The sequence below is a fragment of the Bradyrhizobium sp. CCBAU 051011 genome (assembly GCF_009930815.1).
In the GTDB taxonomy this organism is placed as follows: domain Bacteria; phylum Pseudomonadota; class Alphaproteobacteria; order Rhizobiales; family Xanthobacteraceae; genus Bradyrhizobium.
Map to the genome: position 1 here is coordinate 7,972,783 of NZ_CP022222.1, position 13,561 is coordinate 7,986,343.

Annotated in this window: 10 protein-coding genes and 1 pseudogene; 8 read left to right on the plus strand and 3 right to left on the minus strand. The window is 58.7% G+C overall.

What is annotated here, in order from left to right; genetic code table 11:
- Positions 1-832 precede the first annotated feature (832 nt).
- On the plus strand, positions 833-1,579 hold the full coding sequence (locus tag ACH79_RS37705; RefSeq protein WP_246738292.1) for a hypothetical protein: 747 nt from the start codon (positions 833-835) through the stop codon (positions 1,577-1,579).
- 2 nt (positions 1,580-1,581) lie between these two features.
- On the opposite strand, the gene ACH79_RS45295 is transcribed toward ACH79_RS37705, so the two are convergent.
- Positions 1,582-1,932, minus strand: a complete 351-nt coding sequence (locus ACH79_RS45295; RefSeq protein ID WP_161855420.1) for a thioesterase domain-containing protein — start codon at positions 1,930-1,932, stop codon at positions 1,582-1,584.
- Between the two features lie 1,003 nt (positions 1,933-2,935).
- Here ACH79_RS45295 and ACH79_RS37715 point away from each other — a divergent pair.
- Positions 2,936-4,714 (plus strand): outer membrane beta-barrel protein, encoded by a 1,779-nt coding sequence (locus ACH79_RS37715; protein ID WP_246738293.1) that lies wholly within the window; start codon positions 2,936-2,938, stop codon positions 4,712-4,714.
- Positions 4,715-5,335: 621 nt separating this feature from the next.
- Here the strand turns inward: ACH79_RS37715 and ACH79_RS37720 are convergent.
- Positions 5,336-6,685 (minus strand): IS5 family transposase, encoded by a 1,350-nt coding sequence (locus ACH79_RS37720; RefSeq protein WP_161853446.1) that lies wholly within the window; start codon positions 6,683-6,685, stop codon positions 5,336-5,338.
- Positions 6,686-6,962: 277 nt separating this feature from the next.
- On the minus strand, positions 6,963-7,364 hold the full coding sequence (locus ACH79_RS37725; RefSeq protein ID WP_161855421.1) for a hypothetical protein: 402 nt from the start codon (positions 7,362-7,364) through the stop codon (positions 6,963-6,965).
- A 2,477-nt stretch (positions 7,365-9,841) separates the two neighbouring features.
- Here ACH79_RS37725 and ACH79_RS37730 point away from each other — a divergent pair.
- The 6 genes and pseudogenes from ACH79_RS37730 (at position 9,842) to tnpB (ACH79_RS37755) (ending at position 13,527) form a co-directional block, all read left to right on the plus strand.
- Positions 9,842-10,234, plus strand: a complete 393-nt coding sequence (locus ACH79_RS37730; protein WP_161851827.1) for a transposase — start codon at positions 9,842-9,844, stop codon at positions 10,232-10,234.
- Entirely contained in the window at positions 10,231-10,578 is a 348-nt protein-coding gene (gene tnpB / locus ACH79_RS37735; RefSeq protein WP_161851828.1) for an IS66 family insertion sequence element accessory protein TnpB, read from the plus strand. Before ACH79_RS37730 ends, tnpB (ACH79_RS37735) begins: the two co-directional genes overlap by 4 nt.
- A gap of 69 nt (positions 10,579-10,647) precedes the next feature.
- A pseudogene (locus ACH79_RS37740) lies at positions 10,648-12,295 on the plus strand (IS66 family transposase).
- On the plus strand, positions 12,292-12,537 hold the full coding sequence (locus tag ACH79_RS37745; protein WP_202639116.1) for a hypothetical protein: 246 nt from the start codon (positions 12,292-12,294) through the stop codon (positions 12,535-12,537). Before ACH79_RS37740 ends, ACH79_RS37745 begins: the two are co-directional and overlap by 4 nt.
- A gap of 178 nt (positions 12,538-12,715) precedes the next feature.
- Positions 12,716-13,177, plus strand: coding sequence for a transposase (locus ACH79_RS37750; RefSeq protein WP_141343522.1), 462 nt, complete (start codon positions 12,716-12,718; stop codon positions 13,175-13,177).
- On the plus strand, positions 13,174-13,527 hold the full coding sequence (gene tnpB / locus ACH79_RS37755; RefSeq protein WP_069279868.1) for an IS66 family insertion sequence element accessory protein TnpB: 354 nt from the start codon (positions 13,174-13,176) through the stop codon (positions 13,525-13,527). The genes ACH79_RS37750 and tnpB (ACH79_RS37755) overlap by 4 nt, the downstream gene beginning before the upstream one ends.
- Positions 13,528-13,561: the final 34 nt, after the last annotated feature.

The window sequence follows — 13,561 nt, forward strand, 5'->3', positions numbered from 1 at the left end:
GCGATAGAACTTCATAATCGTCGGTGACCTCGTCTTGCTTTCATGCGCCGAGAGCCATTCAGGACGCTCGGGTTCGATTCTCGACGAGACTAAAACGATTGCGATTGATGGCTCAATTCTACGTAAGTAAGCCTTCGATATTGAAACGGTTTGGAAAGCTATACGAAGGTTTGTAAACCACCACTCCCCCGTTAGTACTGATATCAGCGGTCCGCCTTGCGCGGCCAGCTTGCGGATCGCGGTTAGCGGAGACAGTTTGTCATGAACAGCCTCGCGCACTCTGCCGTGCCGCCTAGGCACGCGTGGTCTATTCCAGAGTTAGACGCCAAGTTGTTCATGGGTCGCTCAGTGCCTCGACACAAAGGTTTTTATGATTGGTTGGCATTTCCAAGACGGCTGGCTGCTCAGGGGGGACCGCACTTCGATGCTGCGCGGCGCGCTGGGCTGGCGCCTAAATGAGGCCGCATGTTGAGAGTCAACACCGCCGCGAAGTGCCGTTGCATTGATCTAATCGAAGATACTTGCCGGAGCGCCCGCCGAGCAGTTGACGTGAGCGGTTTGTGAAAAAAGCCATGCGACGCCGTCCTCAACGGTACACTCGGATTCGTATTGGTGATAGTTGGTTGAGATCAATGACAGCCGCGCCGGGCTTCTGTTGAGCCCGTTAAGGTGACGCTTCTGGCTAGTCTGAAGGCGTGCGGCCTGGAATTGCATCCCACCAAAACGAGCAGGCGACAGCATCTGTGTGTAGCTAATATGCTTTGCGAGCGTTCGGGAAGAAAAAAATGCGTCTGCCAGACCGCTCGTAGCGTTCGTGATTCGGAGGAGTCGGATGATCACGCCGGTTCGACGGAATTGGAATCCCAAAGAATTGTTCAATGCTCTGACGCCGGTGATGTTCACCGCCGAGCCATCAGTTCTGCGCGCACGTTGGAGAAAGTTGTGGCCAGAACTGTATACTGAATATGACGCAAGGCATCTGAAAAAGGAGTTGTCCGTCCGCAACTTGATCGCTACCGAGGAGGCTGCGGCATTCTTTGATGCCTGGGCCACGGACGAGGAGCGTCACGCCGAGGGCTTTATACAGATCATGAAGCTCGTCGCTGATGGATCCGAAGAAGATCTTTGGGAGAGATTGGACGCTCGATCACACAATTTTAGTGCAATCAATGAATACCTGAAAGACGAATTCTCTGTGATGGTTATGATAGCTTTTGATGAAATGTGCACCTGCCACGCCTATGCTGCGGATAAGGGTTTCTATGCAGGACTTGGGAGCGATAGATTCGTTCGTTGGCTAAGGGAAGTGACTGCCGACGAGGCAATTCACTCGATGAACGCAGTTAACGTTATCCGCGCCCGATACTCCGATCGCATCGGCGAAGTCGGCACAATCCTCGACGGCCTCACCAGCAGTGTCGCTGATGAGTCAGGCTACGGCGGGACCTTCGTTCTGGATTACTTCGGCGAGAAGTACACGAAGGAGATGCTAGCCAACTGCCGCGCTGCTATCCTGAGAAATGTTGCCAAGCCGCTCACGACTGCAGAGCGAGACGGACGGAGCGGTCGGCCAAGTTGAACTTAACTCTTCGCACCTGCGCGGAGTGATACCGTGAAAGCCACGAACGATGTGGTTTCATCGAGACTTTTTTCTCGCTTGGCAATTGCGTAAGCCGACCATTGCCCCTGAGGAATATCCCGCGAACGATATGGGCTCTTCGGCTGAATCTCTCTGAGAGCCAAGATGACTTGCGCGGCTATCGCTTCAAGAGTTAGTGGACCACCTTCATTGAAGTACGGCCAGGGCAGCGCACAGATAGGACAGTCTATGTCCATTTCTTTTGCTAAGCTGAGGACATAAGAACAATCTCCGAGACCTGTCGGAACAAAGAAGAGTGGCGGTTGCGATCCCGTTGCACGAACGGAAAGCACTTGAGCTGTATTCGGTGTAGCTCCAAATCAATCTTTGATGGAACTTCTTACCTTGGAAGAGAACTGCGGCGCCAAACTTCAACCACGATGTAGCGCTCGGCTGAGAAGCCGCACCGCCAATGAGAGTGCCCGCGAAGCGCGAACAATTGGTCGTGCGCCCGATCCGCGCGATACCCAGAAGCTCCACCCGGTGACGCAGGCTACTCAGAATGCCGTCGCTAGCGATTCGTGCTTTAGCCGTACGCCATCATGTCAAGGACCAACAGACTGCCTTGGACGTGTTTGCAACTCAGGTGACGCGTCTTGCCGATCATGATGCTCGATGAGCCTGCTTTGCTTTTGATTGCGCCGGCCGGTCTGGTTATACCTCGAGCCAGGAGGCTGCGCGTTTGCAGGCCGAGTATCTGCGTGCCAAGTACAATATTTTGATCAATTCGGTGAGAAGAGCGTTGTTACCTGCCTAAGAAGCGGGTCTCGCCGTTCAACCAGTTTTTGGTACCAAGATGTGCTGAAACCCATCGGAAGGGGCCAACTCGGAATACACACCCCGATTGGCGCGACATTCCGGGCCGGCCGTACAAGAAGCTGGATCATCGTGATTTGCGAGGGCATCAAACTATCAGCAAGCATCGGATTTCGGCGCATTGAACCACTCCCCCGAAGCCACCGGCGCTACAGCTAACAACTCATACAGTTGTTCATTAGGCACTTAGGGGGAGGCTGGAGCAAGAGGCGAACTCTTCACAGGAGCGTTCAACTATTCAATCGCCAGAAATGCTAGGGGTGCAGCATGCCCCTCGTGTTCGACCTCAGACGAGCGGCTTGTTTCAATCCACCGGTCTTGTTGCGAAGACAACATCGCGATCGAAAAACCGCAGGGAATGCGCATCGCGCACCCTGGTCTAAATCCTGCACACACAAGCAGCATGGAAGGGGCGTCAGCAACGTCGGCCATTTGGCCTTCTTGCAAGATGGCGCTCGAGTTACGTGTTCGTGAGGTGACATGCAATCGAAGTTTCTTTTTTGGGGTGCCGCAACAGCTGCGCTCGTTGCAAGCGGTGTCGTCAACTCGGCCGATCTTAGGCCGGTAGTAAGTGTCCCACCGGCACTCTGGAGCTGGACCGGAGGATATATCGGCGGGCACGTCGGCGGGGGCTACGGCCGGACATCATTCAGTGACCCCTACGGCCTCTCAATTTATGGCGACGTCGTCAATACCCCTGTGTTCCTCGCCGGAGGACAAATCGGCTACAATTGGCAAACGAATGGGTGGGTTCTCGGTGCCGAACTAGACGCGAGCCATGCTGTCTCCGATGGCACAAACAGCTGTCTTGCCTTCTCAGCCACTGTTGTGATCGCCACCTGCAAGGCAAGTCCAAACGTCTTTGTCACAGGGACCGCTCGCATCGGGTACACCTTTGGGCTTCAGGGCCACACGCTGGCCTACGTCAAGGCAGGCGTAGCCTGGCAAAACAATCGTGGCGATATCGCCAACAACAACGAATTCCGGGACAGGGATTTTGCTGGGTTCCCGCAGCACACGACGCGATTCGGTTACGGTCGTTTCGGTGGGACCGTCGGAGTCGGCCTTGAACAAGCGCTCACGCCTGCTTGGTCGGTCAAATTTGAATACGACTATATGGGCTTTGGCGGGCCGCATCTAGAGACCCCACCGACCATGCAGTTTCCGCCCCTTGCAGTCATTCCCGGCAACACCAGCAGCTTATCCAGCAGCTATCACATCGGAAAGATCGGCCTGAACTACCATTTTGGCGCCGCCCCGAGGGCACTGGAGTGGTCCGATGCGTCGCCGTATTCGGAAAACGGGACCGCCAAAGCGAAGCCGATTGCATACACGGGCGATTGGTCGCTCGAAGGCGGCTCACGGGTCTGGCTCAGCCGGGGAACGTTCCAGTGGGACTACATCCTTGCGCCCTCGATGCCTGGAGATGACGGCATTCCTAGTTCAAGGCTCACCTATCACGGCCTGGACGGCATTTCCGGCGAATTTTTCGGGCGTCTCGATAGTCTCTGGGGGGTATTCCTGAAAGGCAACATTGGCATCGGACGCTTCAACAAAGGAAAGATGAACGACGAAGATTCAAGCGCCACCAGCGACATTGCCTACAGCAACACGTTATCGAGCCAGGCGAATGGAAAATTCATGTACTACACGGCCGATATTGGTTACAATTTTCTGCGCGGCAGCAGCTATAAACTGGGTGGATTTGTCGGATGGACCTATTACGGCCAGAAGTCCGATTCGATGGGATGCAAGCAGACCGCCTCGTCCTCGCCGTACTGGATATGCGGGATGCCGTACCAGCAACAGCTCATTGGCAGTCAAGACGCCAATTGGAATGCACCGCGCATCGGTCTTAGCGCGGAGGCTATGCTTCTTGAGCGCTGGCGCGTGAGTGCCGAGGTTGCCTACCTTCCGTGGACCGACTTCAGTGGTCGCGATAACCATCTCCTCCGTCGCGAGACAGTTTTCTACGATCAGCGCGGGGACGGCGGAGCCGGCGTTCAGGTGGAAGGAACTCTATCCTACTTTCTCACCAGGAATTTCAGCGTTGGCGTTGGAGCCCGGTATTGGGCCATATGGACCAAAGACCACAGCAATGTCACCTTCACCTGCAGCAGCTGCAGCGCTTTGGGTGGCTTTTATCAGCACCTACACTTGCGAAGTACAGCATGGAACGATGGGGCACGTTCTTCCAAGCCTCTTACAAGTTTGACTGAAACACCTCGCTCTAAGCTTCGGAAGCTGAGACCACGATGACGAGAGCACCCGATCCCGTGGCTAGAGCCAGGCGAACGACCGGGAATCAAAGCTGCAAGCTTTTGGGCCGTTCAAGCCCGAAAGCTTGCATCGATAATCGTTTGAACTTCCATGTCAGCGCCGGCGAGATTTGAGGCGTTTGTAACTGCGGAAGTGGACGTCTGAGGCACTTGCGCTATTCGGAAGTTCGATCCCTCCGCCACGGCCAGCAACTCCTAAGCATTAAAAAGGACTGTCCGCCGGGGGATTTCCCGTACCCAACCGGCGGGATAGCCGCCGACTACCGGTTGCCGTTGCGGTTCTGGCCGCACTATACGCCTGCTATGAGCAATGGGTTGCATTTGCACAAGCCCAAAAACAGCAAATGGAAGACGATGACGACGCACGCTGGAGTGCAACGCGCTTCTAAACCGGCCATCAATCAAGCTGGCCTTGTTGATCTCGGCAAGGTGGGGTGCTCTAGCCAGAGTTCTGGGCATCGTCCAGCGAACTTCTCAGGTCCGCAACGGCGCGACAAGGTGCGAGTGGATGGAAACAGAATTTAGCCTGCGGCAAGCGGCAGAGTATTCACCTGCTTACGCGGCTCTAGCCTTGCTGGTCGGCCGTGAAGAACGCCGGATTTCAACTCGGGACGAATTGAAGTCGGACCGTGAGCTGGGCGAGGAACTGGCGCAACAAGAGCTCGAGCCAGCGGATGAGACGCCGGAAGTTGTAGCCCGCTGCGGCGAGAACGGCATTGGCGGCATCGCCCTGGCGGTGCCACAGGTAGTTACGCCCCATGCGATGCTCGGATTTGAGATGGCCGATGACCGGCTCGACGGCGGAACGCCGGCGCAGCTCGCGTTTGATCTTTGGCGTCACCCGCCGCTTCTGGCCTGAGATGAACACCCTGAACTTGTAGTCGGGTGGCGCATTGTGGCCGCGATAGCCTTTGTCGAGAACGAGGCGCTCGATGATGTTGCCGATCAGCACCTCCATTTCCGGGATCACGATCTTGAGCGTGTGACCATCATAGGGGTTGCCGGGCAGCGCCTTCACATGGGTGACGAACTGGCCGCCTTTGGCGTGCGATAGCGTGGTGGCGACGGAGACCTTGACCCCGAACTCGTAAGGCCGGTGAGCCTTGCCCTTGCCGATGCACTCCACCTCCGGCGCGTGCAGCGAGTAGACCTTGGGGCCCCGCTGGCGCTGCTTCTGGTCGAGCACGCATCGCGCCAGCGCCAGCATGCGGTCGAGCGCGACCCCATCGAACAAGCCGACGTTGCCGTCGAGCTTGCGGGCGATGTCGCGGATGACGCGGCCGAGATAGGTTCGCAGCGTCCTCAAGGCCCGATTGGCGCGCTTGAACTGCTTGGCATGGGCATAGCGCTGGTGCTTGATCAGGGCAAACTTGCCGACTCGCCCATAGGACTGACGCAGCTTGATGCCGGCGCCCTTGGCTAGCCGAACCAGGATCTCGCGGGCCCGGTTCAAGAGCCGCGCATCGGTTGGGAACATCACGTTCTTGGGCTGCACCGTGGTGTCGACGATGACCCGATTGAGGTCGGACGGCTTGATCGCCTCGGTCTTGGTGGCGACCGCAAGGCTCTCCTGCAGCAGGGCTTGCAGCTTCTCCTCGCCCATACGCTGGCGCCAGCGCGTCAACGAGGAGCGGTCGAACACCAGGCGGTGCTGGAAGAACTCCTCGCCGCAGAAGAACTGGTAATAGGGATTCTCCACCCAGCGCTCGCATAGCACCTCGTCGGAGAGGTCGTAGGTGTGCTTGAGGATGGCCAGGCCCGCCATCAGCCGTGTCGGCAGCGGCGGCCGGCCCGGCTTGTCCTCGTAGACCGCGCCGAACCGCTCTTCGAGGAACGACCAGTCGATCGTCCGCGCCAGCTTTACCAGGGCATGGTTCAAGTCGATGATCGCGTCCAGCCGCGAGCGCAGAAGATCGGCTTGGCCGCCGTCGCGTCGTTCCTTTGGCTTCATCGTTCCCTCCGGTCCACCGAAGGAATCATGACCCGCGATTCGACGGAATCCTCAAAAGCAAAATTGCAAGCTTTTGGGCCCCCAAAGCCCGAAAGCTTGCAATCTCAAAACGCCTCTCGCCAGAAAATTCGACTCCCGCTCAATGGCTTGGAAGTTCTTCACGCACGACTTGCTGGTCGTAAACTTCTTGGGTCTGGCAATGGTTGCGCTGCTCGCCGTCTTCGGTTCGATCATGGCAGGCTGTAGGCCCTCACCATAAGCGACTCCGCCCGACGGATCAGCGCGTCCAGTCCTGCAAACTCTCGCGCAGCGCTGCGGCGCTCGCCGGGGTCTTCGATTTCAACCACGTCTTCGAGGATCCGCTCTGATAAGGCGCGTCGATCTGCTTCGAGACGATGCCTTCCAAGCCCATGCGGCAAGCGAGCTGGAATACACCTTCACCATTTTCGGTAAGATGGTCGTTGAACTGAATACCCAACTCCGCAGTGTCCAGCAGCCTGGTGAGCTTCTGCTTGCGGTAGATCAGCGGCGTTTCACGAAGGTCAGTGCCCTGATGCATCAGGTCGAATGCAATCAGGACGGCCTCACTGCGGCGTCGGCTCCGAGGCGCATTGAAGTCTGACAGGCCGTCGTCTCGTGGGTCAAACAGCAGCAGCTTCCAGGAACTCATCACCGCCATGATGCCAACACCACTCTGCAACGGTAGCTCAAGGCATGGGTGCCTTTTCTGCGCCGCCCCCGATTCAAAGTCAAAAAACCCCGATCGGATGCGCGTAAAGGCGGGCTTTGGCTTTCCAATTGACCTCCGCCCGAGGATTGACCATCAGTGCGAAGCGCTCGGGCCGGCGCTACAATTGAGAGGCGTCGTCCTCCTCGTCAGGGAAGTTCTCGCGTCCAGGGAGGCGAATTCATACTTTGTAATCGATTGTAACCCGGGGGCTGCTGGATCTACGATAAGCGGTCTTTCGCCAGGCTGATGAGCATGACCCGTCACAACGTCCCATTCGTGGTCTCGCTAGTCTGGCTGCCGCCCTTAGCGGCGGACTGATCTTCCCGCTTTTGCGAGTGCCGGACCAGCCAGTCCCTTCCGGCGACGCTGTAACGGGACATCAATTTGCGACCGATGTAACGCAAACTGCCATGTCGTACGACGCTTTCGAGGGATAGCTGCGATCAGTTGGTCATTTTTGCGCGAAAGATGCGAAACATGAGCGAGATTCTCCGCCAAGCGACGCAAGACAATCGTTATGCGATCATTCATTCGTGGAGCTCTGGTTCAGAGGCGCATGGGGCGTTTCCTCCCTGATTTGGCCGTGTGTGAAGTTCGCGCGGGCTTTTTTTCTGCATTCAGCAAAAGCGCGGCGTTCATACATGTAAAGTGTAAGAGAGCTAGCAAGGGGCGGCCAGCGAATTGATCGTTCGCCGTCGGTTGAACCGCAAAGCGGTCAGGCAGAGTACTTCGTGCTGAGCCGCTACGGTGGCCGCGCAGCGTGCTCCTCCGCGTTTGGGCGCGCAGCCACCTTCCCCGCTGGCGCCAAAGCACTCGAAGTGGCCACACTCGAATTGTCGATCTTCCGGCCCGAGAACAAATGAAACGGGCGAAGTCGTCAGCGTTCGGTATGCGTCGGGGAATTCCTCTCGTGCCCTCTCCAGCGGCATAGGTTGTCGATAAGCTCGATTGAAAAGCGCGCCCAGTTCACGGCTTCCTCCGCCGACATAACGCTGGGGCTGGAAATGCGCCCTGCGGTCGCTACCTAGCCTGTCCCACTCCTATCCGTTTCGCCAATTTAGATAGGTTTGACCGTGTGATTGTATTTGCCGACACCCAAAACAGTCGGGCTGGTGAAACAGGGTTACGCTTGGCACTGCATAGTAACGAGATATCGATCTTGATTAATGCAATGCGTCCGGTGCCGGCGAATAAATTCTGCGATCCCGCGCTTTTTTCGACTGATTTCACCACACCGCATTGTCTACTTTTGCTCGCGGCAACCCAGCCGCCGGTTTTCGATTGCAGTGACGCCAAGTGATCCGGAAGTTCGCCGAGTGCCCGAACGATCTGAGCGCGCTGTGGGTTCGCGCGGACGGCATTGTCCGTATTCTTAATCTGCGCTAGGGGAAACGAACCAAAGGATGAACTGCTGACATATGATGACTCAGGACATGCCCAGTCTAGCAAGAGCGGCCGACAGTGGCTCTGCTGAGAGTCAGGAGGTGGTCCGGCGATTCATGTGGGAAATAAGATCGATCAATTTATGTCTCAAGTGCGGTGTCCGCCAGGCCGCCTCAGCCCGCCAAGGCGAGCGTTACGCGGGGCCATCGCTCGAAGAATTCCAGCAGCGGTTGGCTTTTCTGTTGCCTAACGAGACGGCGCCCTCGGCGCTAAAGCAACGAACGTCTCGATGCCATAGAACTCGGCGATAATGCTTGAGCGCCTCGTCCATAATGGGAGAAGGACCAGGGGCGGCAAGTTCGCGCACGCACGCCCATCGGCAGAATTGAGAGCAAGGGCTGAGATCGGTGAAGCAGCGTCGGCCAGCATGATCAAATTGACCTGTAGTGCGACCATCGTGGTGAAGCGCACGCCACCATCAACTGGTCGTTGGGCCGATGCCCTTCGTCCTCTAAGCTGGACGACACCTGCCCGTCAGTTCGTCGTCAGCTTGCCTGAGTATCATTCGCAAAGGGCCTAAGCAGCCCGAACTCGCTGCGACGAAATGTACGCCGAAGAGACACGCGAATCGCCATGTATGATCGAACCGGGGGCCCATGCACATACGCTAGCGAAGGTGACGAACCGAGTTAATCGGTGGACAGCGACAGCTGTGCCCGCCGTTATCAACCGTATTCTATGGGGGTAGCTCCAGACTGATCGAGTAAAAAGCGAATAACTAGCGATTTCATAGTGCACTCTTCCATCCATACCACGATGATCGGAAGAAATGTGGAGAGTGAGCTTTTCTATGGCTCCGTAATGAAACAGGACGGCCGAGATCGACATCTTGCAAACTCAGTCGGCAACAAATGGCTCGTCCGTTGAAGCTTGTTGGCCCCGGCTGTATTGGCAGTGTATCGCTCCGGCGGAGGCCGCCTTGTGCGGTTTGGCGGTTCGTCTGAGGATTTGACCTTAAGTCTAGCCTTAAGGTCATGTGGCGAATGCAGGTGAAGGTCTTGGGCGCTGAACGTCGGCGCCGATGGAGTTACGACGAGAAGGTTCGTCTGATTGAAGAGACGTTGCAGGCTGGCGAGACTGTGTGCGGCGTCGCGCGCCGACATGGAATGGCGCAGAGCCTGCTGTTCACCTGGCGTCGGCAAACGCGCCAGGGCCGCCTGGGCGGCGAGGCCGTGCCGGCTCTTGTTCCTGTCGAGATCGCCTCCACGCCGGCTCCCGCACCCACGTTCGGGCCGCAGCCGTCTTCGCCTCCTGCGCAGCGTCCAAGGAACGGAATGATCGAGATCGAGCTTGGCGGCGGCTGTCGCGTGCGCGTTGACCGGGAGGTTGACGCCGAAGCGCTGCAGCGAGTGCTTGAGCTTCTGAGGCGGCGATGATCCCGATTCCGAGCGGCGTCAGGGTCTGGATCGCCACCGGTCACACGGACATGCGCCGCGGCATGCAAAGCCTGGCTCTTACGGTTCAGGAGAGCTTGAAGCGCGATCCTCATGCCGGCGATCTTTATATTTTCCGGGGCCGTCGCGGCGATCTGGTCAAGATTCTTTGGCATGATGGGTTGGGCATGTCGCTCTACGCCAAACGTCTGGACCGTGGAAAGTTCATCTGGCCCTCGGCGGTGGCCGGCGCGGTGTCGATCTCAGCGGCACAGATGGCTTATATGCTCGAAGGCATTGACTGGAGAAATCCTCAACTGAGCTGGCGGCCTGCGAGCGCGGGCTGAACGAAGAAGTTGCGGCTGCCGGCATTTTGGGGAGTCACAACGCATTCAATCTGTGATTCACTGCTTCGCATGGATGCTGATGGCGGAGCGATTCCGGATGACATTGCTGCCTTGAAAGAGGCGCTGGCGATCGAGCGCGCGAAGGCGTTAGAGGTTGCAGCGGAACTCGCGGTCGCCCGCGCGAAAGCCTCGGAAGACAGCGCGCTGATCGCCCAGCAGAAGCTACGGATCGCCAAGCTCGAGCGTCAGATCTACGGACAACGGTCGGAGCGATCATCGCGGCTGATCGATCAGTTGGCACTGACGTTCGAAGAGCTGGAAGCCGACGCCACGGAAGACGAATTGGCAGCCGAACGGGCTGCGGCCAGGACGACGACTGTGCGCGGATTTACGCGCAAGCGCGCCGAGCGCCAGACATTCCCTGAGCATCTTCCACGCGAGCGGGTGGTGATCGATCCGCCGACGGCTTGCGCGTGCTGCGGCAGCAATCGCCTGCGCAAACTCGGGGAAGACGTGACCCGGACGCTGGAATCGGTGCCGCGTCAGTGGAAAGTAATCGAGACGGTGCGGGAGAAGTTCAGCTGCCGCGACTGCGAGAAGATCAGCCAGGCGCCGGCGCCGTTCCATGCCGTCGCACGGGGATGGGCCGGCCCCAGCCTGTTGGCTATGATCATGTTTGAGAAGTTCGGCCAGCATCAGCCGCTGAACCGTCAGGCCGAGCGCTACGCTCTCGAAGGTGTGCCGATCGCGTTGTCGACCATGGCCGACGCCGTGGGATCGGTCTGTACGTCGCTTGATCCCCTGCTTCGCTTGGTTGAAGCCCATGTCATGGCGGCTGAGCGTCTTCATGCCGATGATACGACCGTGCCGGTGCTAGCCAAGGGGAAGACCGACACGGGACGGTGTTGGATCTACGTCCGGGACGACCGGCCATTTGGTGGTGCCGGACCGCCAGCGGCGATGTTCCACTACTCGCGCGACCGCAAGGGCGAGCATCCCCAGGCGCATCTGGCCCGCTATGCCGGCATCCTCCAGGCCGACGCCTACGACGGGTATAACCAGCTCTATCTGGCTGGGCGCCATCCTGGACTGATCCGGGAAGCTGCGTGTTGGTCGCACGCGCGGCGCCCGTTCTTTGCCATGGCCGATATCGAGGAGAATGCGCGGCGCAAGGCCGCCGGCAAAAAGGAAATTGCGCTCTCTCCGATCGCGATCGAGGTGGTGCGCCGGATCGATGCGCTGTTTGAGATCGAGCGGTCCATCAACGGCAAGAGTGCCGAGGGGCGCCTGGAGGTTCGTCAGGCTCTGAGCCGCCCCCTGGTGGAGGATCTTCAGGTCTATATGCGAGAGCAACTCGCCAAGCTCTCCCGCGGGCACGACCTGGCCAAGGCGTTCAACTACATCCTGAAGCGATGGGCGGCCTTCACGCTATTCCTGGAGGATGGGCGCGTGTGCCTCTCTAACAACGCCGCCGAACGGGGGCTGAGAGGCATCGCTCTTGGGCGAAAGTCATGGCTCTTCTGCGGATCCGATCGCGGCGGACGACGCGCCGCGGCCATGTACGGCCTGATCGTCACGGCCAAGATGAACGGTGTCGATCCCCTGGTTGGCTGACGTCCTCGCCCGTATCGCCGCCCATCCGGCTCATCGGCTGGACGAACTGCTGCCCTGGAATTGGGCCCTGTCAGCGTCAGCAATCTCAGCCCGAGCGGCATGACCATGCACGTCAACAAGGTCTATCGCGTCACCACGATCAATCGCGTCGCCCAGGACCTCGGCGAAGACGAGGACTGGCTGTCGGACGTCGCCAGCGAAATGGACGCCGAGGACGGCCGCCTCTGGGTCTACGGTGTCGGAGAAGACGGCGTCATGGCCTTCACCGACTTTGGGATCGAGACCTTGATGGAGCTCATCAGGATCCACAAAGAGAACCCTCATCTGCTCAGGCGCCAGGATTAGAAGACGTCTGCGGCCTACGCCGGACGGGTACTTGGCAGTGGCGACTTCAGGAGTGCTGCTACACGCAACCCAACGCGTCCCAGCCGCTTGAATGTAACCGGCATGAGGGCCTCACCTCGCAGTGACGAAGCTTGTCTGCGATACAGGCTGGCAAGAGCTGATCGGTGGAGGTGGCGCGATGGCAAATGCCATGCTTGATGCCAGGCAGGAAGGTGACTCTTATCGCCGCGTTGAGGTGATCACTGGGGAGCGCCGGCGGCGACGGTGGACGAGCGAGGAGAAGGCCCGGATCGCGGCAGAGAGCTTTGAGGAGGGGGCGAACATCTCCGAGGTGGCGCGGCGCAATGGCGTTTCTCGCGGACTGCTCACGGTGTGGCGCCGCCAGGTAGCGGCGGCGCTGGCCGGCAAAGCCCAGAACTTCGTGCCTATCCAAATTGGCGCCGAGAGCGATGGCGGGAGGGTTGGCAAGTCCGAGTGTATTTCGCCGGTACAGACGAAGCCCGTGGAGATTGCCACGCCGCCGGCCAAGGTCTGTGGAGTGGTCGAGATCGAGGTGAACGGGGCGCGCATCCGGGTCGAGCCGGGGGTGGAACTGGCGACGCTTTCGGTGGTGCTATCGGCGCTTCGAGGGATCCGGTGATTGCTCTACGGTCAGACCTCAAGGTGGTGCTGGCGGCCCAGCCGGTCGACTTTCGTAAGTCGGTGCATACGCTGTCGGCGCTGGTGAGCGAAGCACTGCGCGCGAACCCATATTGCGGCGACGTCTTCGTGTTCCGCAGCAAGCGCATGGACAGAGTGAAGCTTCTGGCGTGGGACGGCAGCGGCATGGTGTTGGTAACGAAGTGGTTGCACCAGGGGCGTTTCACCTGGCCGCCGATCCGCGACGGCGTTGTGCATCTCAGTGCGACGCAGCTTGCGATGCTACTCGACGGGCTCGAGTGGACGCGTGTGTCGCCCAAGCCTGTGAAGCAGCCGGCCATTGTCGGCTGAGAAGTGAGGATTTCACTGGAGCATGGGTCGCACG

Coding starts and splice junctions, on each gene's coding strand:
- ACH79_RS37705 (WP_246738292.1), top strand. CDS start 833: ATGATCACGCCGGTTCGACGGAATTGGAATCCCAAAGAATTGTTCAAT.
- ACH79_RS37715 (WP_246738293.1), top strand. CDS start 2,936: ATGCAATCGAAGTTTCTTTTTTGGGGTGCCGCAACAGCTGCGCTCGTT.
- ACH79_RS37720 (WP_161853446.1), bottom strand. CDS start 6,685: ATGAAGCCAAAGGAACGACGCGACGGCGGCCAAGCCGATCTTCTGCGC.
- ACH79_RS37725 (WP_161855421.1), bottom strand. CDS start 7,364: ATGGCGGTGATGAGTTCCTGGAAGCTGCTGCTGTTTGACCCACGAGAC.
- ACH79_RS37730 (WP_161851827.1), top strand. CDS start 9,842: ATGCAGGTGAAGGTCTTGGGCGCTGAACGTCGGCGCCGATGGAGTTAC.
- tnpB (WP_161851828.1), top strand. CDS start 10,231: ATGATCCCGATTCCGAGCGGCGTCAGGGTCTGGATCGCCACCGGTCAC.
- ACH79_RS37745 (WP_202639116.1), top strand. CDS start 12,292: ATGACCATGCACGTCAACAAGGTCTATCGCGTCACCACGATCAATCGC.
- ACH79_RS37750 (WP_141343522.1), top strand. CDS start 12,716: ATGGCAAATGCCATGCTTGATGCCAGGCAGGAAGGTGACTCTTATCGC.